This window comes from Bradyrhizobium sp. 87 (assembly GCF_023073015.1).
In the GTDB taxonomy this organism is placed as follows: domain Bacteria; phylum Pseudomonadota; class Alphaproteobacteria; order Rhizobiales; family Xanthobacteraceae; genus Bradyrhizobium; species Bradyrhizobium canariense_D.
On record NZ_JADPIQ010000135.1, the window covers coordinates 1 to 19,344 of the forward strand.

19 protein-coding genes, 1 tRNA gene and 1 pseudogene are annotated in these 19,344 nt (G+C 63.5%); 9 read left to right on the forward strand and 12 right to left on the reverse strand.

Translation table 11 applies throughout. From position 1 onward, the window contains the following. Positions 1-94: 94 nt before the first annotated feature. The 4 genes and pseudogenes from IVB50_RS36515 to IVB50_RS36530 all read right to left on the reverse strand — a co-directional run. Positions 95-592: pseudogene (locus IVB50_RS36515) on the reverse strand (metal-dependent phosphohydrolase); the annotation flags it as partial. 373 nt (positions 593-965) lie between these two features. After that, positions 966-1,721: an outer membrane beta-barrel protein gene (locus IVB50_RS36520; RefSeq protein ID WP_018458128.1), complete on the reverse strand. Its 756-nt coding sequence runs from the start codon at positions 1,719-1,721 to the stop codon at positions 966-968. Positions 1,722-1,896: 175 nt separating this feature from the next. After that, complete coding sequence (locus IVB50_RS36525) at positions 1,897-2,172, reverse strand: hypothetical protein (protein ID WP_018458127.1); 276 nt, start codon at positions 2,170-2,172, stop codon at positions 1,897-1,899. A gap of 433 nt (positions 2,173-2,605) precedes the next feature. Then, on the reverse strand, positions 2,606-2,992 hold the full coding sequence (locus IVB50_RS36530) for a hypothetical protein (RefSeq protein ID WP_247299795.1): 387 nt from the start codon (positions 2,990-2,992) through the stop codon (positions 2,606-2,608). A gap of 1,004 nt (positions 2,993-3,996) precedes the next feature. Between IVB50_RS36530 and IVB50_RS36535 the strand changes: the two genes are divergently transcribed. From IVB50_RS36535 to IVB50_RS36550, 4 genes are all read left to right on the forward strand, one after another. Continuing rightward, positions 3,997-4,293 carry a hypothetical protein gene (locus tag IVB50_RS36535; protein ID WP_245288494.1) on the forward strand — a complete coding sequence of 99 codons (297 nt, stop codon included), beginning with the start codon at positions 3,997-3,999 and terminating at the stop codon, positions 4,291-4,293. Positions 4,294-4,421: 128 nt separating this feature from the next. Beyond that, complete coding sequence (locus tag IVB50_RS36540) at positions 4,422-4,595, forward strand: hypothetical protein (protein ID WP_018458122.1); 174 nt, start codon at positions 4,422-4,424, stop codon at positions 4,593-4,595. Between the two features lie 166 nt (positions 4,596-4,761). After that, on the forward strand, positions 4,762-5,037 hold the full coding sequence (locus tag IVB50_RS36545) for a hypothetical protein (protein WP_083926505.1): 276 nt from the start codon (positions 4,762-4,764) through the stop codon (positions 5,035-5,037). A gap of 268 nt (positions 5,038-5,305) precedes the next feature. Continuing rightward, a complete protein-coding gene (locus IVB50_RS36550) occupies positions 5,306-6,175 on the forward strand; it encodes a hypothetical protein (protein ID WP_245288493.1) in 870 nt (289 codons plus the stop codon). A gap of 56 nt (positions 6,176-6,231) precedes the next feature. Here the strand turns inward: IVB50_RS36550 and IVB50_RS36555 are convergent. Continuing rightward, positions 6,232-6,305 (reverse strand) — tRNA-Gly (locus IVB50_RS36555). A 352-nt stretch (positions 6,306-6,657) separates the two neighbouring features. Next, positions 6,658-9,069 carry an ATP-binding protein gene (locus tag IVB50_RS36560; RefSeq protein WP_018458120.1) on the reverse strand — a complete coding sequence of 804 codons (2,412 nt, stop codon included), beginning with the start codon at positions 9,067-9,069 and terminating at the stop codon, positions 6,658-6,660. A gap of 361 nt (positions 9,070-9,430) precedes the next feature. Here IVB50_RS36560 and IVB50_RS36565 point away from each other — a divergent pair, with 361 nt between their 5' ends. Beyond that, on the forward strand, positions 9,431-10,144 hold the full coding sequence (locus IVB50_RS36565) for a transporter substrate-binding domain-containing protein (protein ID WP_026233506.1): 714 nt from the start codon (positions 9,431-9,433) through the stop codon (positions 10,142-10,144). A gap of 7 nt (positions 10,145-10,151) precedes the next feature. Here the strand turns inward: IVB50_RS36565 and IVB50_RS36570 are convergent, their stop codons facing one another. Next, on the reverse strand, positions 10,152-10,355 hold the full coding sequence (locus IVB50_RS36570; protein ID WP_026233505.1) for a hypothetical protein: 204 nt from the start codon (positions 10,353-10,355) through the stop codon (positions 10,152-10,154). A 29-nt stretch (positions 10,356-10,384) separates the two neighbouring features. Continuing rightward, positions 10,385-10,564: a hypothetical protein gene (locus IVB50_RS36575; RefSeq protein WP_018458116.1), complete on the reverse strand. Its 180-nt coding sequence runs from the start codon at positions 10,562-10,564 to the stop codon at positions 10,385-10,387. A gap of 197 nt (positions 10,565-10,761) precedes the next feature. Between IVB50_RS36575 and IVB50_RS36580 the strand changes: the two genes are divergently transcribed. Beyond that, on the forward strand, positions 10,762-11,148 hold the full coding sequence (locus tag IVB50_RS36580) for a YciI family protein (protein WP_018458115.1): 387 nt from the start codon (positions 10,762-10,764) through the stop codon (positions 11,146-11,148). Between the two features lie 9 nt (positions 11,149-11,157). Here the strand turns inward: IVB50_RS36580 and IVB50_RS36585 are convergent, their stop codons facing one another. Next, positions 11,158-11,748, reverse strand: coding sequence for a TMEM175 family protein (locus IVB50_RS36585; RefSeq protein WP_247299708.1), 591 nt, complete (start codon positions 11,746-11,748; stop codon positions 11,158-11,160). 129 nt (positions 11,749-11,877) lie between these two features. Here IVB50_RS36585 and IVB50_RS36590 point away from each other — a divergent pair, with 129 nt between their 5' ends. Continuing rightward, positions 11,878-13,935: an ATP-dependent helicase gene (locus IVB50_RS36590; RefSeq protein WP_018458113.1), complete on the forward strand. Its 2,058-nt coding sequence runs from the start codon at positions 11,878-11,880 to the stop codon at positions 13,933-13,935. Here the strand turns inward: IVB50_RS36590 and IVB50_RS36595 are convergent. Genes IVB50_RS36595 through IVB50_RS36605 form a run of 3 tightly spaced genes read right to left on the reverse strand, consistent with a single transcriptional unit; the run spans position 13,932 to position 17,046 of the window. After that, entirely contained in the window at positions 13,932-15,176 is a 1,245-nt protein-coding gene (locus IVB50_RS36595) for an amidohydrolase family protein (protein ID WP_018458112.1), read from the reverse strand. The two genes, IVB50_RS36590 and IVB50_RS36595, sit on opposite strands and share 4 nt — an antisense overlap. A 17-nt stretch (positions 15,177-15,193) precedes the next feature. Then, positions 15,194-15,691: a GAF domain-containing protein gene (locus tag IVB50_RS36600; protein WP_018458111.1), complete on the reverse strand. Its 498-nt coding sequence runs from the start codon at positions 15,689-15,691 to the stop codon at positions 15,194-15,196. Beyond that, positions 15,688-17,046, reverse strand: coding sequence for an MFS transporter (locus tag IVB50_RS36605; RefSeq protein ID WP_018458110.1), 1,359 nt, complete (start codon positions 17,044-17,046; stop codon positions 15,688-15,690). Before IVB50_RS36605 ends, IVB50_RS36600 begins: the two co-directional genes overlap by 4 nt. Positions 17,047-17,157: 111 nt before the next feature. Here IVB50_RS36605 and IVB50_RS36610 point away from each other — a divergent pair, with 111 nt between their 5' ends. Together IVB50_RS36610 and IVB50_RS36615 are read left to right on the forward strand one after the other, a co-directional pair. After that, the gene (locus IVB50_RS36610; RefSeq protein ID WP_018458109.1) at positions 17,158-18,084 is read left to right on the forward strand and encodes a LysR family transcriptional regulator; all 927 of its coding nucleotides are present in this window, start codon (positions 17,158-17,160) and stop codon (positions 18,082-18,084) included. A gap of 157 nt (positions 18,085-18,241) precedes the next feature. Continuing rightward, a complete protein-coding gene (locus IVB50_RS36615) occupies positions 18,242-19,273 on the forward strand; it encodes an LLM class flavin-dependent oxidoreductase (protein ID WP_018458108.1) in 1,032 nt (343 codons plus the stop codon). Positions 19,274-19,344: the final 71 nt, after the last annotated feature.

Here is a 19,344-nt window from a genome sequence, read left to right on the forward strand (position 1 = left end):
CAAGCGTCGCCTCAACCGACGCGGCCCGCGCCCACGACATTCGAATCATGGTTGCCCATGGATTCAGAAGCCCGCAACAAAAGCAACTGTAATGCTAGGGCTGTGGTCCGGACAGAGTCAGCTCGCGCTCGGCCCGAACTACGTTGCCGTAGAGACTCGCTATCCATTGCCGGCCTCGGGACGTCACGTTGAGATGACGTATCGCCGGCTGGATCTGGGGAGCTACGTTACTCCAAGAGAATGGCGGATATTTGTAAACGATATCCGCCGGCGTCGCGTAGCCCAGGGTCTTGTTGAGACCGATCTCCTCGAATTCGTAGAACAGCGCGTTGGACTTCTTCAGATAGTTGGGATTGCCGAGCTGACCGATGAGATCGGCGGCCCGTAACAGCAATCCCTCCTCTTCAATGAGGCTGTCATTCGAAGACATCGTGTAAGGAAACCGGGTGTATTCGATCGCCCGAGAGACCCGGTCAGCATCCACCTGCTCGACGGAATCCAGCCGCTCCAGCACGAACAGTTTTGAGCGATCGACATGGTATGGCGCGAGAGCCGCATCGGACGATCCTCGCGGCAGACGAACCGTTGTGCCGGTAACGTCCGCAACGCGCAGGCTTCCACTACGGCTCCAAAAACAGGAGGCCAAAAATGAAGCCATCCATCGCATTAGCAGTTGCATTGATGACGGTCGGGTTCGTCTTCACGAGTTCTGGGAGCGCCAACGCCGTCGCATACTGCCAATACGTTGGACTATCCCGCGCATTGCGTTCCAAGACCGGGCGTCGTCCTGGAGTGCGTCCCGTCGCGCGCGCTGCCGCACGAGAAGCAGTGCGGCCCGGCACTCCGACCAATCCCGGCGGTCCGGTCGATCGCGTGGTCAGGCGCTGAGGATAGGACGCGACAAAGCGCAAAAAAAGAGGGCCGGCGTTGCTGCCGGCCCCCTGAAGACATCCGATCGGGAGAGTTCAATACCTCGCGACGACCGGATTGCTGCCCCAGCCAAACCGGTAGTTGAAGCGCACGGTGAGCATATCCACGTCCTGGGTGATCCGATCGTTCACGAAAGCAGCAAGTCGCGGATCAGCGACCGTAAACGAATTATTCCGGTGCCCCATGAACAGATGGTCGTATTCGAGACCCACCGACCAGTTCGGCGTGAAGCCATACTCGAATCCGACACCGATAACACCACCCCAGCGGGTTGCGCTTTGCGCCGCGAGCTCGGCGCCGGTCGCAGTATCAAGTACGCTGAGGCGATTGTCTGTCACCGCAGCGCCGCCCTTCACGTAGAGCAGTGACGCATTCCAGGCGTAGCCAATCTGGCCGGTGAAGAGGCCGATAGCGCTCGTTTTGGCGCGCGTGGAGAGCGTTGGATCGAACAGGCTGACGCGCTGATTGCTCAAATCCGCCCAATCGCCCTGAGCTTCCAAACCAAACACCCACTGGCTGGCCTGCCAGCGATAACCAAGCTGGCCACCGATAACACCACCGGAACGATCGCGGCAGCCGGAAGCGACGGCGATGCCGGCCGCGTCAAGGAAATCGACACAATTGTGGTTCTGCGCCCAGCCACCATTGCCGCCGATGTAGAGCCCCGTCCAATTGTAGATCGGAATAATCGGTGCCGGGGGCGGCGCCTTCACGGCCATATCGGCAGCCATGGCGGGTCCCATGGCCAGCGTCACCACGCCAATGGTTGTCAGCAGAAGTCTTTTCATCATGCTCTCTCCTTGCCGGCCGCTTTTTGATTGCTCGAACGGCGACTTGTTGCACTGCGATCATCCCCCAACTTCCAGCTGAAACTCTACGGGCGAGGGCACAAACTCCACGTGCCATAATGGCAACACTCAAGACATTTCGAGCGCGATATCGGCATGAAGCACCAAGACATGCTGCCTATTTCTCCGGGTCGCGCTTGTCATCGTGGCCGCCAACCTCTTCGCCTCGGTCTTGCTCTATCCAGGACGGAATGTCGCTCGAGGGAATCAGCCGTCGTGGCAAAAAGGGATTGAGCGTGCCTGCAAACACGATCAATCCCTCACTGAATTTCTCTCGCGCGAAAGCCCGCGCCTCGGCTTCGCTCTCGAATGTGCGTGTCTCCCGTGGACTTCGCCGCTTCGGCAAGGTCCCACGCTTGTGCACCTCGAATGTGACGTACCAGGTCTGCGGCATCCGCCAGCTTCCGGATCGCGATCAAGCAGACATCTGCCGGCCAACGATGATCGGTGAGAGCATGTTGACGTCCTAGTTGCGCCGCTCTTCACGGCGCTCCGTGCGCCCTGTACGCCTTTCCTGGCGGCGTTCAGTCCGGCCCGTGCGCCGTTCCTGACGCCGTTCGTGGCGGGCTCCCCGCCTCTCCTGGCGTCGCTCCATGCCGATCGTCTGCGCCGACACTTCTGTTCCTAACAGCACCGTGCCGGATGCCGCCAATCCGAATACAGCGGCCCATCCAGGCAATGAAAGAGCCCCGCGACGATCGATGTCGTCAGACCTTGACGTTTCACTCATGCCAGTTACTCCCGATCTTAAAGGACGTTTGATTGGGCAATGCCTCGACGTGCACTCGTTGATAGTGTCGATGGCGGGCGCCCCCCTCCGAAGATGCTCACCAAACCTGGTTGCCAAACCAGCCGTACTGCGGCGGCCGCGCGACGAGCCGGATATTTCTTTCGATGTGCCTCCTCGCACTTTTGTTTTGACGCTGCGGCTTCACATCAGCTTTTGTCGACGGACGCGCCGGCGGTCGTTCGGCATCGGCTGCTCCTAGCTGAGCGAAGGCCTCGCGAGCGCGCCTCTGTGAGAGGTCGGCGCCCGGCAGGGCACCAGGCTCGACCTTGGCGATGTCGGTTGCGACGATCGTCGGCAGGCTGGTGTCGAGAACGACCCGCTCGGGCAATTTCCAATCGGAATGGATGCGGATGGTCGCGGAGCGCGCAGCTCCACCGTGGATGGCAGGCCGATCCTGCACCAGGGCGTCCACAACGAAGAGCATCGCGAGCAACGCACCGCCGACATAGACCAGATATCGCGAGATGGGCATTGTCGGCGCCATTGCCGCCGCAGACCTTCGTCTGGCAAGCAACGGGCCACGGCGGCAGGATTGGCGAAGAAATGCGACCTGCATGGGCATGGCTGCCTAAATCGAGCCGCCGTTGCTTCCGCCGCGGCGCGCCCCTGGTGAAGCACTTGCTGATGCATCGGTGGCGCTTCACTGGTAAGCGCACGCACGCTGCAGCAGGCTAATGTTCACCGCGTTCGAATGCGGCGTCGCTTGAGCCAGATCAACAAACTGAATTTTCGCAACACCGCCTCGCGTAGTATCGCGCGGCTTGGTCAGTGGCTGTGACATGCCCCTTGGTACAATGACCGGAAGGTCAATTGCAGAGATGTGGCACGCAACGCAGAGTTCTCACCGCGTACATCGAGCTTCTGGCAGGGAGGGACGATGATGAGTCAATTCGAGCTGAGTTCGCGCGCAGCACTTTGTCGGCAGCTCGCAAGTGAGGATGCGGCAAACCGCACCGTCTGGATGGCTGAGGCAAGAAGCTGGTCGCTTATGGCGGCAGAGGCGCTTCGTGATGAGCCCGGATCGGACGAGGGTATCGTCGCCAGATTCTTCTTTGCGTTCAGCAAATTGGTCGCTGCGCAACAGGATCCTACGAACCGATCGGCAGAGATGATGAAGAGCAGATCCCGAACCGCGATGCCGTCTCCGAGCTCGTCCCCGACTGCCTGAAGCATTCTGGCGAAAAGCACTCGCACAATTGCATACTTGGCTCCAGTGCAGAGAGAGCCGGCGCTGCCACCGTGACAGCGAGCTTTCCGATGGCGGGCCGCACTTGTCGGGCTGGAGCGCTATCCTCCAGATCCGCATTATTTGATCCGAACTGATCCGGCGAATTCGAAGGAGAAGCAGATTCGATTTGTTTGATTCCCTTGATCTAACGCAAATCGCCGCCCTGTTGTGGCGTTGAAGTTCATTTTTTGAGAACGTCCATGAAGTCGATAAGCGCAAGGAAGATTGCCGTTGCCGTCGCCGCGCTCGTATGCGGCACGACGCTGTTCATTGGCTTGACCGACCGAGGCGGGATCTCGCTGCGACTCGACAACGCCCAAGCGGCCGCCCGATTGTACGTCACTCCTTATTATCGCGGTCACTACTACACGAATGACGGTTTGCCCTGGTACGCGGTGCGAGCCTATTACTTCGGCGGATCGTGGAGTTACGGCTATAGCGGCTGGCCGACTATGCGGCGCGCAATTGCACCGGATGCGTCCCAGGCTCGTTGGTGAAGGGCGGTGATGGCATCATGTATGTGTGCCAATAGAGCTTGATGATGGCGCGATGGGCGGCGCTCATTGAGCCGCCGCCTCTCGCGCCAATCTGCGCTCAGGAGATCGACGCCTAGGGGGAGGATACCATGACCTATGTTCTGGTCGTCATCAGCTGGCTTGGCGTCGCGAATGGCGCCGTCATATCGACACAAGAGTTTTCAAGCGCAGAGCGTTGCGAGGTAGCCCGGATGGCGTTGACGGAATACGCGAAAGCGCGCAGCAGCGACGAGACGCTGAGACCGCTCTGCGTGCAGAAGTAAAGAGTCGGAGAAGCTCGCTCCCGCCCCCATTCTGCTGGGAGCGTCTTCGCGTGTCGCCCGCGCTTACCAGCTGCACCGTTTTCTTGCGATTCCTTGACCTTGATCAATGGTCCGAGCAGCGAACCATGGAGCGATCCAAATTCACTCTCACAGGACGGAGACCATCATGAAGCGTGGCATGCTCACAAGATTATCACTCACAGGTGCCGTGATCGCCCTCGGAGTGTCCGGCTCAATCGACTGGTCGGCCGACGAAGGCCTGTCGCTCTCGCTAGGCCGGGCAGAAGCACGGGTCGGACGCCCCTTGACACCCGTGTCAGTGGCCGGCGTTGCACGGCGCACCACCAGGCGTGCGGTCGTAGGCGGCGCGGCAGTTGGTGCGGCTGCGGTGGGCACCGCCTGTGTCCGCGTTCTGGTTAACGGCAGCTACGTCTGCCGCTAACATCTCTTGCTGGCAGTATGTACACCGCATCCTGCAGGATGAGTTCTTGCAGGATGTGCTGTTCAGGTCGAGCTTCAGATAGCTGGCGCATGGGCGGCGAGGACGCAAAATCCGATTGGCATTGGCGTGGTCATCGGCACGGTAGATTGGATGTTTCATCTCTACCGTCAAACGTGGTCCCCAGAAGACAGCTAAGCGACTTCAGCCTTTGAGCCCCGGTCAGTGCCGGGTTCATGAGACTGGCATCAAAATAATCGGTGAGTACATCTTGCAAGATGGCCGACGACTGGGGACGCGCCGGGTCGCAAGTATTGACACCGCTTTCGTCGATCAGCTCTTCGAAAGACTGCTCTTCAAAGAAGTGAAAGGCGAAAAGATCGAACGCCGTACGACGGTCAATCACGCGATGAAGACCGCACGTAGCGCATGGAACGCCATTTCCCGAGCACATCCGGGCTTGCTCCCGCCTCGGAATCCCTTCGAAAAGATGGGCCTGCAGTCCAGTTCGCGCGAAACGTCGCACGCGACCTTTGCGGAGCTTGCAGCTTTCCGGACGAAAGCGATCGAAATGGGTTATCCGTCGCTTGCCACCAGTGCACTGATCGGCTGGGAGTTGCTTCAACGCGAGGCCCACATTTTCATTGGTTCCACGGCTGATCACTACCGCCCCCCGAGCCACGTCTACGTCATCAACTACAAGACCAGCACTGGATCTTGGGACCCCCTATTCAACGCCAAGGGGAAGGCACTTTACCCGCTGCTAATGGCAGAGCTCGACGCGATCAAGGAGCTGCGTCCGACAGGAGGTCTGATGTTGCGACGTGATGGGAGCAGTCTACCCTGGTTTGGCAAGGGCGAGACGCTGACTCAAGTCCAACGCATCACGAAGAAGATTATCTTGGCTGCAGGTTTACGGCCCGAGCTAACTTTTACCTCTTTCGGCCGCCACCGCGGCACGACCGAAGCAAAGCACATGCGGGCTAACGGAAACGCAGCTAATGAAGAAGGGTCAGTGGTCGTCGACGGCAGCTATGGCGCACTATCTGCACGACGACGATCAGGCAAAGCAAGATGCGCAATGAAACCCATCAAGCGCCGTGCAAAACAAGCGAAAGGAAGTGAACGTTTGTCAGAATGAGAATGCGCGGCTTGTCAGAATGGAAAGGCCTTAACGCGCTAAGTTATTGAAATAATTGGAGCGGGTGAAGGGAATCGAACCCTCGTATTCAGCTTGGAAGGCTGCTGCTCTACCATTGAGCTACACCCGCGACAGGGGCTCCCTAACACGGCCGGGCGGCGGTCTCAACTGCCCAGGATCAACTGCCCAGATGGGGCTTCCAGCGCTTTCCCGGCCTTGCGAACAGCCGCTGGTTCCTCCGGACCCGCCTCCCCTTAACAATGGCGGAATTGCCGCCTATATTGAAATCTTCCGCAACCAACGAAAGGAGGTGATCCAGTGTCTTTTACCAAGCGCTGTCACCTCGCTGGGATCGCCCGCTAAGCCTTGAATAGAGGCTTGGCATCGGGGCGCTCTCAGCCCTGGACCAGCGAGCAAGAAATCGGGCGCGACGGGGGCCTTCCCCCGCCGCGCCTTTTTCGTTGGCATCGCGCGCCGGCTGCTCAGGCGGGCGGCTCGCCGGCGAGCACCTCGCGGATCCTCGATGACAGGTCCGCCTTCCGGTACGGCTTCCTCAGCAACGCAACGCCGGGACCGAGATGACCGTCGTGGTCGAGGGCGTTGTCGGTATAGCCGGACGTATAGAGCACCCTCATCCCCGGGCGGAGGCGGCGCACGGCCTCGGCCAGTTCCTGCCCGTTCATGCCGCCGGGCATGATGATGTCGGTGAACAGCAGATCGAATTGGGCGCCCTGCTGAACCAGCGCAAGCGCGGTTGCGCCGTCGCCGGCTGCGAGGGTGCGATAGCCGAGGCTGCCGAGCTGGGCGATGACATAGCCCTGCACCAGCGGATCGTCCTCGACGACGAGAATCGTCTCGTGCCCGCGTGCCGCCGCGGGCGCCTGCAGCGACCCGGCCCTCGCCTGCGCTCCGCCCGCAGATCGCGGCAGAAGCAGCCGAATCACGGTGCCGCGGCCTTCCTCACTCTCGATCGCAACGCTGCCGCCGCTCTGCTTGGCGAAGCCGTAGACCATGCTGAGGCCGAGCCCGGTGCCGCGACCGACCCCTTTGGTGGTAAAGAACGGCTCGAACACGCGGTCGCGGATGTCGGCGGGGATGCCATGGCCGGTGTCCGCCACCGCGACCATGATGAAGGCGCCGCGCGTGGCGTCGCCGTCACCGGCACCATCCGCGCCATCGAATTCGCGGTTCGCGGTCTCGAGCGTCAGCGTGCCGCCGCCAGGCATCGCATCCCGCGCATTGACGGCGAGATTGATGATCGCCGACGACAGCTGCGACGGATCGGCCATCGCCGGCCAGGCGTCGTCCGCGAGGCGGGTCACGATTTCGACGTTTCCGCCCAGGATCGGCTTCAGCAGCTTCGCCGTCTCGAGCACGAGGCCGTTGACGTCGATCTCGCGCGGTTCCAGCGGCTGGCGACGCGCAAAGGTCAAGAGCTGCGAGGTGATCTCCGCGCCTCGCGCCGCCGCATCGTCGATGAGCTGGGCGATCGCGGCGAGGTCGGGCTTGTCCGCCAGTCCCTCCCGGATGATCTCGATGGTGCCGGTGATGACAGTGAGCACGTTGTTGAAGTCATGCGCGACGCCACCGGTGAGCTGACCGATCGCATCCATCTTCTGCGACTGGCGAAGCCGCTCCTCCGTCTCGTGCTGCTCGGTCAGATCAGTAGCCGAACCACGATACCCCATGAAGCGTCCGTCGGCGCTGAACACCGGCTGGCCGTTAACGCTGAAATGGTGCGCGCGGCCAGCCGCATCGCGGCCGCGATACTCGAACTTCCGGAACGGCTCGTGGCGATCCAGCGTGGCCCAGTGACTGCGCCATTTCTGCGGCTCGGCATCGTGGTCGAAGGCGGCGTCTGAACGGCGCCTGCCGATCAGCGCCTTGGGGTCCATGCCGAAAGCACCGGCCCGATCTGAAATATAGGTGAACACGTGATCCGGGCCGGTCTCCCAGAACCAGTCGGATGCGGTCTCGGCATAATCACGGAAGCGCTGCTCGCTCGCGCGGGCGTTCTCCTCGGCGCGCTGCCGTATCTTCAGGTCACGCTCGAGATTCCCATTGGCCTCGCGCAGCTCGCCATAGGCATGTTCGAGGTTGGCACACATGGCGTTGAAAGCAACGACGACCTTGTCCAGCTCGTCGGCATCGTCAGGCGACCGGCGCTCCAGGCGCAGAGGCGGCGGCGGCCGTCCGAGGCTGTACTTGCCGACGTATTCAGCGATGGCGACGAGATGCCGGGTCACCAGCAGATGAAACATGTAGATGATGAACAACGAGACGAGGAACGTCTTTGCCGCCTGGCTTGCCAGAATGACGAGGGCCCTGTTCAGCAATTGCTGATAGACGTCGGTCAGCGTCGCCTCGACCCGGAGCGTGCCGATGGCGCGCGAGGTCCCCTGCAACACGGTGGTCAGCGGAAAGTCCCGGGTCATGATCGAACGGGTGTTTCGCTCGCCGACTTCGACACGGATCGGATTTGGCCGATCGGCGATCTCGCGGACTTCCGCCGCACGGATGTCAGGCAGCCGCAGAATGCCATCGAGCTGGAGCTTGAGCTGGTTCTGGTCGAGATTCCACAGGCTCTCTCCGAGGCTGCCCGTAGTGCTGCGGCCGATCTCGTCGAGCCGCGTCTCAATCAGTCCGACCTCACGATTGTAATCCAGATAGAGCTGGAGCGCGGTCAGGGTCAGCGTCACGACCGATGAGAACAGCAGCACGGCGGCAAGCAGCCGAGGCCCGACGCCGCTGCGCGACCAGTTGAAGATCCGCGACAGGAGCGCCGCGAACATCGGAGGCGCGAGCGGGGCGCCGATGCCGGTCAAATCCTGCTTCGCAGCCGCCGGCGCAATGGCGCGGCCACGCTTGATATCATCGTCACCTGCGTCGCCCATGCACCATGTCCTCGAAAATGGCGGCACCTGCTCAGCTTACCGATCGCAGCCGCGAGCAGGTGAACGGTTGAGGCGCTGCCTCAGCACGCGATACACGTGGCGATCTTGTCGGCCGATGATCCTGTTGGCCCTTGGGCGGCTTGAGCTCGACGGGGTCATATCTTGCGCCCAGCAGCAGGATTCCCAGGCAAACTACCACCTCGCGTCCTAGAATGACATCGGTGAAAGTCCGGAGCCGCCATACAGCGGGAACGCGCTCTCAACGTTGCGGACCGGCGCAGCCGCCATCTCCGGTAGATCGCGGCACCGGAGTCCGATGGTAGCAGGGCACGCCCAAGAGGCATGGCCAGGGAGATGCGTCATGAGGCGGATAGTCGTGGTCTGCCTGTTGCTGCTCGCGGCAGGCCCGTCGCAGGCGCAAGAGGTCATCAGGCTGGCGCGCATCGCCGATATCCCCGATCAATATGTCGGCGGCGAGATGCTCCGCGCGGTCTATGCCCGGCTGAACATCAAGCTCGAATTCGAGGATGTGCCCGGCAAGCGCGCGCTCGCGCTGTCGAGCACCGGCGAGGTCGACGGCGAGGTCCAGCGGATTGGAACGCTCTCTCGCGACTATCCGACGCTGATCCAGGTGACACCTGCGATCAATTACATCGAGCCTACTGTCTTCACCACGAAACTGCAGTTCGACGTCGCCGGCTGGAATTCAATTAGGGACTACAGCATCGGCATCGTACGCGGCGTCGGCTCGTCGGAAGCCGGTACGCGCGGCATGACCCGGGTCACGGCGACGACAAGCCTCGACAACATGGTCAAGATGCTCGACGCCGACCGCATCGACGTGATGGTCACCGACCTCTTCAGCGGGTTGGCTGCGGTGAGGAAACTCAATCTCCAGGCCAGGATCCACCCGCTCTCACCACCCCTCGAGCGCATCAGCATCTACCACCATCTGCATGAACGGCATCGCGATCTCGTGCCGAAGGTCGGAAGGATGATCGAGCAGATGGAGGCGAGCGGCGAAATCGCCCGGTTGCGGGAAACCCTGATCAAGCAGGTGCTGAGCGGGATGTGACACGCGGTCAGGTCGTGCGAGTCCGCTCCCGCACCGCAACCGCCGCGATCAACAGCCCGACGCACCAGGCCATGGCCGCCCGCGGCGGCTCGCTGCCGAGAAGCACGGTGAAGATGCCCGCCAGCAGGCTTGGCGCCATCGCCTTGCCGGACCTGCTCGCGAGCGAGAGCAGGAACGGCATCGCGGCGATCGATATCTGCACGACGTTCATGGTCGCAGGCTGTTTCGCAAGCATTGGGCCTAGAAGCCGCAAACGTTTATTGCGCGCGGGCGCTTGCCGCGCCGGCTTTCAACGATGCGCTCGCCGCCGCTCTCGGCCGAGCTGCCGTAATAGCGATGGTGGCTGCTCTGGTCGTGCAGATCCGCAAGCTCCGACTTTCCCGTCCGACGCGCGTCGCAGATGATCTTGATGGTCGACATGGCCGCCTCCGAAGTGCTCTTGGTGGCAATCAGTCGCGCCGATTTCGCGCGGCGTTCACACCTTTCGGCCGCAATCGGGTTTCGGGAAGGTTTCGTCGCCGCACCCCGCGGCGCAATATTTTCCGCAGCCCCATTGTCGGCTGCGACGGTGGTGATACGTCCTTTGGACGCGCGCAGCTAAAATCAACGAGGTGACGATGCTTTACGCCATCCTGGCCTATCACGTGGAAGACGAGATCTTGTCCTGGACGCCCGAGAAGGACGCCGCGGTCGTGGCAAAGGTCATCGAGGTTCAGGCTCCCCTCCGGGCAAGCGGGCATTTTGGCCCGGCCGCCCGCCTGGATGAGACCCGAAAGGCCCGCACCTTGCGCGGCCCCGGCGCGGGGGTCGTGCTGGACGGCCCATTTGCCGAGACCAAGGAGCAGCTTCTGGGCTTCCACCTCGTCGAGTACGACACGGAAGAGGAGGCGATCGCGGCGGCGCGAACGCTGCGCCAGGTCAATCCCTCAGCGGTCTACGAAATCCGCCCGGTCAAGCTTTACGTGCCGGCCGACGGGTTCGGCGCGACGCCCTCCGGCGAATGAACGGCAGGCCTAATTGTCCGTCCCGGTGGGCCCGACATAGAAGCGCTGGATCAGCAGCCCGCCGAAGGCGATGAACCACACGAACGGCGCGACTTGCGGCGCGAACGCCGCAACGACCGTGCCCGGGATGAACACCAGCAGCGGAAACAACGAGGCCATGATCTCCTGGCGCCAGCCGCCCAAGATCCTCCACCACAGCCAGGCATTGAGGCCGGCGATTGCAGTCAGGTGCAGGCCGTAGAGCACGGCGACCGCACTGCTCGTGGCGTAGTTGGTGTAGAGGCCGTTGGTCACCGGCAGCAGCACGATCGACAGCAGGAAGAACAAATTGAGGATCACCGCGCCGCGGCTGCCGACGGGCTGGCGCGCCAGCCGCCGGTGATGGCTGATCCAGAACACGCCGGCGATGATGAAGCTGAGCGCAAGACCCGCGAGCTTGCCGGAATAGACCCGGGCGAGATCGTTCCAGTCCGGCGCGCTGGTGAAGACCGCGGCCCTGGGCAGGTCGTAGGCGAGCAGCGTCATGGCGACGCCAAAGATGGTGTTGCTGAGCGATTCCAGCCGTCGCATCTCGAACTGGTCGGATTTGAGCTCGGTCATGCCGGGCGGCGCTTTTTTTGGAATGGAACCTTGGGCCGTCTTGTCCCTAGGTCTTAACATCGGTCCCGTCCAGACGCATTGCGATTCGCAGCGGGATCGCCGACTCTGGCTGTTTCACCGGGGCGATTCGTGGCGACATATCTGGACACGCTCAATGCGGAGCAACGCCGCGCCGTGGAGCATGGCGTGGCCGATGGTGCGACCGTGGGCGCGCCGCTGCTCGTCATCGCCGGCGCGGGCTCCGGCAAGACCAACACGCTGGCCCACCGCGTGGCGCATCTGATCGTCGCGGGGAGCGATCCGCGCCGCATCCTCCTCATGACGTTTTCACGCCGCGCCGCGGCCGAGATGGCCGGCCGGGTCGAGCGCATCGCCCGAAAAGTGCTCGGCGAGAACAATGCCGCGATCATGCGCGACGCGCTCAGCTGGGCCGGCACGTTCCACGGCATTGGCGCACGGTTGCTGCGCGAATATGCCGAGCGGATCGGCGTCGATCCTGCCTTCACCATCCACGACCGCGAGGATTCCGCCGACCTGATGAATCTGGTCCGGCACGAGCGCGGATTGTCGAAGACGGAGAGCCGCTTTCCCGCCAAAGGCACCTGCCTGTCGATCTACTCGCGCTGCGTCAATGCCGAGATGGAGATTGAGAAGGTGTTGGGGGCGCACTATCCCTGGTGCGCAGGCTGGGCGGCCGAGCTGAAGGGCCTGTTCGCGGCCTATGTCGAGGCCAAGCAGGCCCAGCACGTGCTGGATTACGACGACCTGCTGCTCTACTGGTCGCAGATGATGAGCGATGCGCTGATCGCGGAAGAAATCGGCGGCCGCTTCGATCACGTCTTGGTCGACGAATATCAGGACACCAACCGCCTGCAATCCTCGGTCCTGCTGGCGCTGAAGCCGGACGGACGCGGCCTCACCGTCGTCGGTGACGACGCGCAGTCGATCTATTCGTTCCGCGCCGCCACGGTCCGCAACATTCTGGATTTTCCGCAGAGCTTCTCGCCCCGCGCCGAGATGATCACGCTCGACCGCAATTACCGCTCGACGCAACCCGTGCTGGCGGCGGCGAACGGCGTCATCGGCCTGGCGCGCGAGCGCTTCACAAAAAACCTCTGGACCAACCGCAGCTCCGCGCAAAAGCCGCAGCTCGTCACCGTGCACGATGAGACCGACCAGGCCCGTTACATCGTCGAGGAAGTCCTGGCCAACCGCGAGCAAGGCGCGCTCCTGAAGCACCAGGCAGTGCTGTTCCGGACCTCCTCGCATTCGGGCCCGCTGGAGATCGAGCTGACCCGCCGCAACATCCCGTTCGTCAAGTTCGGCGGGCTGAAATTTCTCGATGCCGCGCATGTCAAGGACGTGCTCGCGCTGCTGCGCTTCACCGAAAATCCGCGCGACCGCGTCGCCGGCTTTCGCATCCTGCATCTGTTGCCGGGCATCGGACCGGCGACGGCGCAGCGCGTGCTCGATCAAATGGCGGAGAGCTCCGATCCGCTCGCCGCGCTCGGCCAGCTCCCGGTGCCGCCGCGCACCGGCGCGGACTGGACCGACTTCGTCCGCACCATCGAAAATCTGCGCTATTCGGAATGGCCGGCCGATCTCGAACGCGTGCGGCTCTGGTACGAACCGCATCTCGATCGCCTCCACGAGGATTCGGAGACGCGCCGCGCCGACCTGATGCAGCTCGAGCAGATCGCGAGTGGCTATGCCTCGCGCGAGAAATTCCTGACCGAGCTCACGCTCGATCCGCCGGATGCGACCAGCGACAAATCCGGGCCGCCTTTGCGCGACGAGGACTATCTGATCCTCTCCACCATCCACTCCGCCAAGGGCCAGGAGTGGAAATCGGTGTTCGTGCTCAACGTCGTCGACGGCTGCATGCCGTCGGATCTCGGCGCCGGCACCAGCGCCGAGCTCGAGGAGGAACGCCGCCTGCTCTATGTCGCGATGACGCGCGCCAAGGACGATCTGCACCTCGTGGTGCCGCAGCGCTTCTTCACCCATGGCCAGGCCGCCAAGGGCGACCGCCACGTCTACGCCTCGCGCACCCGCTTCATCCCGGAGCCGCTGGTCTATCTGTTCGAGCGCACCGCCTGGCCGAAAGCCGGCGCAAGCTCAGCGCGCACTGCCGCGCAAGGGCCAAAGGTCGACATCGGCGCGCGGATGCGCGGGATGTGGCGCTAGGCGCTCAGCCGGTCGAACTGGACCTTGCCCGCCTTCATCACCATCGGGATGTGCTCGCCCTGGCCGAGCAGGCAGGCCACGTCGCGCAGCGGATTGCCGTCGACCACCAGCAGGTCTGCGATGGCTTCCGGCATGATGCGGCCGAGCTTACCCTCCATGCCGAGCACCTCGGCGCCGATCAATGTCGCGCTGGCAATGACGGCGCGCGGCCCGAGAATTTCGGCGCGGATGCGGAATTCGTCGCTCTGCAGACGCTGCGACGGTCCGAGCAGGTCGCTGCCGAACCCGATCTTTACGCCGGCGTCGCGGTAGATCGTGAGCGAACGCAGGCCCGCGTCGCGGACATCGGCGATCTTGGCAACGCTTTCGGGCGGCAGGCCATATTGGGCACCCTCGTTAGCCAGCGCCTCGTAGGTGACGAGCGTCGGCACCACATAGGCGCCCTTCTCGGCCATCAGCTGCGCGGTCGGAGCATCGACCAAATTGCCGTGCTCGATGGTGCGCACCCCGCAGCGCACCGCGCGTTCGATCGCGGCAGCGGTGTAAGCGTGGGCGAGCACATAGGTCTGACGCCCGCGCGCCTCTTCGACGATGGCGCGGATCTCGTCCTCGGAGTAGCCGAAGGCGCCGACCGGATCGGTCGGTGAAGCAACGCCGCCGGAGGCCATGATCTTGATCTGGTCGGCGCCCATCTGCAGTTCCTCGCGCGCCGCCCTGCGCACGCCGTCGACACCATCGGCAACGCGCGCCAGCGCGCCGACACGCACGCAGCAGGGGCACGGTGCGTCGCTGGCAAGATAATCCGAGCGGGCCCGCATGTCGCCGTGGCCGCCGGTCTGGCTGAGCGCACGTCCCGAGACGAACAGCCGCGGACCGTCGGTGAGACCGGTCTCGATCGCCTGCTTCAGCGCATGGCCGGCGCCGCCGGCGTCGCGCACGGTGGTGAAGCCCCGCCGAAGCATGCCGCGCAGCAGCAGCGTTGAGCGCAGCGTCACCAGCACGTTCGGCATGTGCTGCTGCGCCAGATTGAGTTCGACGGCGATCGCATGCACATGCAGGTCGATCAGGCCGGGCATCAGCGTCTTGCCCTTCAGATCGACGGTGCGGTCGGTTTCCACTTGGAGCGGCCGATCGGAGACCTCCTTGATCAGACCGTCCTCGACCAGCACGTGATGTCCCTCCAGGAGGTCCGGCTGAAGCGGATCGAGCAGAGCGGCGTTCTTGAAGAGCACACGGGACATGACGACTTCCTGTCTTATCAGGACTGGATGAGCAGCGCGGGCAAGGCGAGCTGGGCGAATGGAAGACACGCGGCGCTATCGTCCTCGACGTACCAGCCTGCCTCATGGAGCAGATTGAGCGAGCCGAGTGTGCGCCCGCGCCAGCGCACGGGCATGTTGAGCACGCTTTCGCAGCCGAGCGAAGCGATCAGCTCGTGATCGGAGAACACCTCGCGCAGATCGTCCCGGGTGCGGCCGATATAGGCCTCGCCGCGGTCGAGCACGGCCTCGGTCCACGGCCCCGGCGCCAGGTGCTTGCGGCCGCCCGCGGGGTAAGGTCCGGGCAGATTGGAATACACCCGCGCGGCTTCCCTCGTGTCGTCGTCATAGGTCAGGATCGTGAACAGCTTGTGCCCGATCGCCGACTTCAGGGCGTCGTCCAGCGCCGAGTACAGGGCATCCGGCTGATCCGCCCTGCCCTGCGCGGCCGCCACCGCGCAGAGCAGCGGATCGGACCGGTGTTTCGTTTCCCTCATGCGACTTCACCCGCCGCGATCTCTTCCAGCGAACGGCCGCGCGTCGGCACCCCCATCAGCACCACGGTGAGCGCGCCTAACAGCAGCACGCTCGTGGTGAGGCCGAACACGCCGGCGAAGCCGAAATTGGGATAGAGATAGCCGACCAGGATCGGCGAGACGATCGCACCGATGCGGCCGATGGCGGAGGCGAGCCCGGCGCCGGTGGTTCTGACGGCCGTCGGAAATACCTCGGCGGTATAGGCATAGACCCCCGCATAGGTGCCGTTCATGAAGAAGGACAGCAAGATTCCGGCGACCATGATGTGCTGATCGCTCTGCGCGAATGCAAGTCCAAGCGCGCTGGCGCCGCCGAGCACCATGTAGGAGGCAATCGTCGCCTGCCGGCCGATGCGCTCGTTGAAGTACGCAGCGCTGAAATAGCCGGGAATTTGCGCGCAATAGATCGCGATCGAATAGGCGAAGCTCTTGGTGATGCTCATGCCGTTCTGGACCAGAAGGCCGGGGATCCAGACGAAGAAGGAATAGTAGCTGAACGTGATCGTAAGCCACATGATCCAGGTCATGATGGTGATGCGCGCCTGGCGGCCGGCGAGGAGCGCGGCGAAATTGGCAAGCAGCGTACCACCAGTCACGGCAGGCGCCGTGATTTCGACGACCGGTTGCGGCAGGACATGGCCTTGGCTCGCAAATCCGGCCTCGATCCTGTCCAGCACGGCTGCGGCTTCCTTCTCCCGGCCCCGGCTTTCCAGCCAGCGCGGCGATTCCGGCAGCGCCCTGCGCCACCACAGCAGCATGACGACCGGCACCGCGGTGATCACCAGTACGATGCGCCAGCCGTTCTCAGAGGCGGGCACGATGAAATAGCCGAGCAAGGCCGCCGCGACGAAACCGAAGGAGAAGAATCCGGCCAGCGCGCCGGTAAAGCTGCCGCGGTAACGCCGTGCGACGAATTCCGCCAGATAGGGCGCAATGATCGCGCTCTCCGCGCCGGTGCCCATGCCCGCGACGACGCGGGCGGCGAAGAAGGACGACCAGTCGTTCACCGCAGCGCTGACGATGGATGCGACGCAATAGAGTGCCAGCGCCGACATCATCACCGCGCGACGGCCGATCAGGTCACCCAGCGTGCCCGCCAGCAGCGCGCCGAACAGGAAGCCGATATAGGTGCTGCTGCCGAGCACGCCGATCTGGACGCTCGACAGATTCCAGGTCGTGCGCAGCACCGGCAGGATGAACGCCAGCACGGCTGCGTCCATCGCGTCGAACATGTAGCCGAGCCCGCCCATCAGCAGTAGATGCTTGTGGAAGCGTGCGAATGGAAGGCGCTCGATCCGCGCCGAGATCATCGACATGAAAGTCCCCCTCTGTCTGGCGGCCCGGCACTCCGCTCGTTCCCGGGCGGAACCATAGACAAGGAGATATTATCGTCATAATTTATAATCATGATCTAGTACATCACTGGGGTGAATGTTCTGTCGTTTCGCTCGCTCGACCTCAACCTGCTGAAAGTGTTCGAGGCCCTGATGACCGAGGGCAGCGTCACGCGCGCCGCCAACGCGCTTCTGATGACGCAGCCGGCGGTCAGCAATGCGCTCGCACGCCTGCGGGACGCGCTCGGCGATCCCCTGTTCGTCAGGTCCGGCACCGGCATCCGTCCGACTCAGCGCGCCGTGGTGCTGTGGGAACCGATCGGCGAAGCGCTCGAAACCGTCCGTGGCGCGCTCGACGAGCAGGTGTTCGATCCGCACCGTGCGCAGACCGAGTTCAGCCTGTCGATGTCGGATTACGTCGCCTCGCTGGTGATGCCGAACCTGCTGAACCATTTCGGCAAGGTCGCGCCAAAGGCGCGAATCCATACCGTTCCCAACACCATTTTGGAGATCGCCGACCAGCTCGAGGACAATCGCGTTGATTGCGTCCTCAGCGTCTATGTCAACGAGGCGCAGCAGCCGGCCGCCATCCGCTCGCGCTCGCTGTGGACCGTCGACTACGCCTGCTTCATGCGGCGCAGCCATCCGCTCGCCGCGATGAAGCGGCTGAGCACGCGCAGCTTCCTCAACGCGGGGCATGTCGATGTGAGCCTCGCCGGCAAGACCTTGCCGTCCTACGACCTCTTCCTCGCCTCGCGCGGGCTGTCGCGCAACGTGGTCGCGACCGTCAATCACTATAGCGCCGCCTACGAAATCGTGCGCCAGTCCGACCTGATCGCCGTGCTGCCGAGCGATTTGCGCTCGCAATCCCGGCACGCGCCGTTCCTGCACGCGATGCCGCTTCCGCTCAAGGCGCCGCCGCGCATCGTCAGCCTGTTCTGGCACCAGCGCAACGACACCGTACCGGCGCAGCGCTGGCTGCGCGACACCCTGGTCGACATGTTCGCCAGGTCCGACTGAAGCCGCGGGCGGCGGGCCCCCCCCGACACCATGAAAAAGGGAAACAATGGGTTTCTCGAAGCAGCATTGTGCATCAGACCCGGCTGCTTAGCTCCAACCAAGGCAATCCCCTCCCCCAGTGACAGGCGCGCAAGCCGCGCCCGCAGAGACCTCATCAATGACCGCACCGCTCGAATTCGGACTGGACACCTTTGGCGACGTCACCAGGGACGCCTCCGGCGCGATGCTTCCGCACGCACAGGTGATCCGCAACGTCGTCGACGAGGCGGTGCTGGCCGACGAGCTCGGCCTCGATTTCATCGGCCTCGGCGAGCATCACCGCGCCGACTTCGCGATCTCCTCCCCTGAGACCGTGCTGGCCGCCATCGCGTCGCGGACCAGGCGGATCCATCTCGGCTCGGCCGTGACGGTGCTGAGCTCGGACGATCCGATCCGTGTCTTCCAGCGCTTTGCCACGCTGGACGCGCTCTCGAACGGACGTGCGGAGGTGATCCTCGGCCGCGGCTCGTTCACCGAATCCTTCCCGCTGTTTGGCTTTGATTTGCGCAAGTACGAAGAACTGTTCGAGGAGAAGCTCGATCTGTTCGCAGCGCTGCTGTCGCAGGAGCCGGTGACCTGGGAAGGCAAGCTGCGTCCGCCGCTGAAGGGGCAGCTGGTCTATCCCCCGGTGGAGAACGGCACGCTCAAGACTTGGATCGGCGTCGGCGGCAGCCCGCAATCGGTGGTGCGCGCGGCGCATTACGATCTGCCCTTGATGCTCGCGATCATCGGCGGCGATCCCGCGCGCTTCGCGCCCTTCGTCGAGCTCTATCACCGCGCGTTCAGGGAGTTCGGCCGCCCGGCACAGCCGATCGGCGTGCACTCGCCAGGCTATGTCGCCGAGACCGACGAACAGGCGCGCGAGGAGCTGTGGCCCGACTACAAGGCGATGCGCGACCGCATCGGCAAGGAACGCGGCTGGCCGCCGATGGGCCGCGACGAGTTCGTGAACGAGGCCGAGCACGGCTCGCTCTATGTCGGCTCGCCCGAGACGGTCGCGCGCAAGATCGCCAAGACGGCAAAGGCGCTCGGCATTTCGCGGTTTCAGCTGAAGTATTCGGCGGGCCCGCTGCCGCATGGCAAGCTGATGAAGAGCATCGAGCGCTATGGGCGGAGGGTAGTGCCGATGGTGCGGGAGATGATGGGGTGACTTGCGCGCTTACCCAGTCCGCCTGCGCCCTCCGGGCTGCGGCGCGACAGCCTTCGCTCACTTCGCGCCAT

Bases quoted from the DNA above. Each gene is read 5' to 3' on its own strand.
- IVB50_RS36520 (WP_018458128.1), bottom strand. From the start codon at position 1,721: ATGATGAAAAGACTTCTGCTGACAACCATTGGCGTGGTGACGCTGGCC.
- IVB50_RS36525 (WP_018458127.1), bottom strand. From the start codon at position 2,172: ATGCCGCAGACCTGGTACGTCACATTCGAGGTGCACAAGCGTGGGACC.
- IVB50_RS36530 (WP_247299795.1), bottom strand. From the start codon at position 2,992: ATGCTCTTCGTTGTGGACGCCCTGGTGCAGGATCGGCCTGCCATCCAC.
- IVB50_RS36535 (WP_245288494.1), top strand. From the start codon at position 3,997: ATGAAGTCGATAAGCGCAAGGAAGATTGCCGTTGCCGTCGCCGCGCTC.
- IVB50_RS36540 (WP_018458122.1), top strand. From the start codon at position 4,422: ATGACCTATGTTCTGGTCGTCATCAGCTGGCTTGGCGTCGCGAATGGC.
- IVB50_RS36545 (WP_083926505.1), top strand. From the start codon at position 4,762: ATGAAGCGTGGCATGCTCACAAGATTATCACTCACAGGTGCCGTGATC.
- IVB50_RS36560 (WP_018458120.1), bottom strand. From the start codon at position 9,069: ATGGGCGACGCAGGTGACGATGATATCAAGCGTGGCCGCGCCATTGCG.
- IVB50_RS36565 (WP_026233506.1), top strand. From the start codon at position 9,431: ATGAGGCGGATAGTCGTGGTCTGCCTGTTGCTGCTCGCGGCAGGCCCG.
- IVB50_RS36570 (WP_026233505.1), bottom strand. From the start codon at position 10,355: ATGAACGTCGTGCAGATATCGATCGCCGCGATGCCGTTCCTGCTCTCG.
- IVB50_RS36575 (WP_018458116.1), bottom strand. From the start codon at position 10,564: ATGTCGACCATCAAGATCATCTGCGACGCGCGTCGGACGGGAAAGTCG.
- IVB50_RS36580 (WP_018458115.1), top strand. From the start codon at position 10,762: ATGCTTTACGCCATCCTGGCCTATCACGTGGAAGACGAGATCTTGTCC.
- IVB50_RS36585 (WP_247299708.1), bottom strand. From the start codon at position 11,748: ATGACCGAGCTCAAATCCGACCAGTTCGAGATGCGACGGCTGGAATCG.
- IVB50_RS36595 (WP_018458112.1), bottom strand. From the start codon at position 15,176: ATGTCCCGTGTGCTCTTCAAGAACGCCGCTCTGCTCGATCCGCTTCAG.
- IVB50_RS36600 (WP_018458111.1), bottom strand. From the start codon at position 15,691: ATGAGGGAAACGAAACACCGGTCCGATCCGCTGCTCTGCGCGGTGGCG.
- IVB50_RS36605 (WP_018458110.1), bottom strand. From the start codon at position 17,046: ATGTCGATGATCTCGGCGCGGATCGAGCGCCTTCCATTCGCACGCTTC.
- IVB50_RS36615 (WP_018458108.1), top strand. From the start codon at position 18,242: ATGACCGCACCGCTCGAATTCGGACTGGACACCTTTGGCGACGTCACC.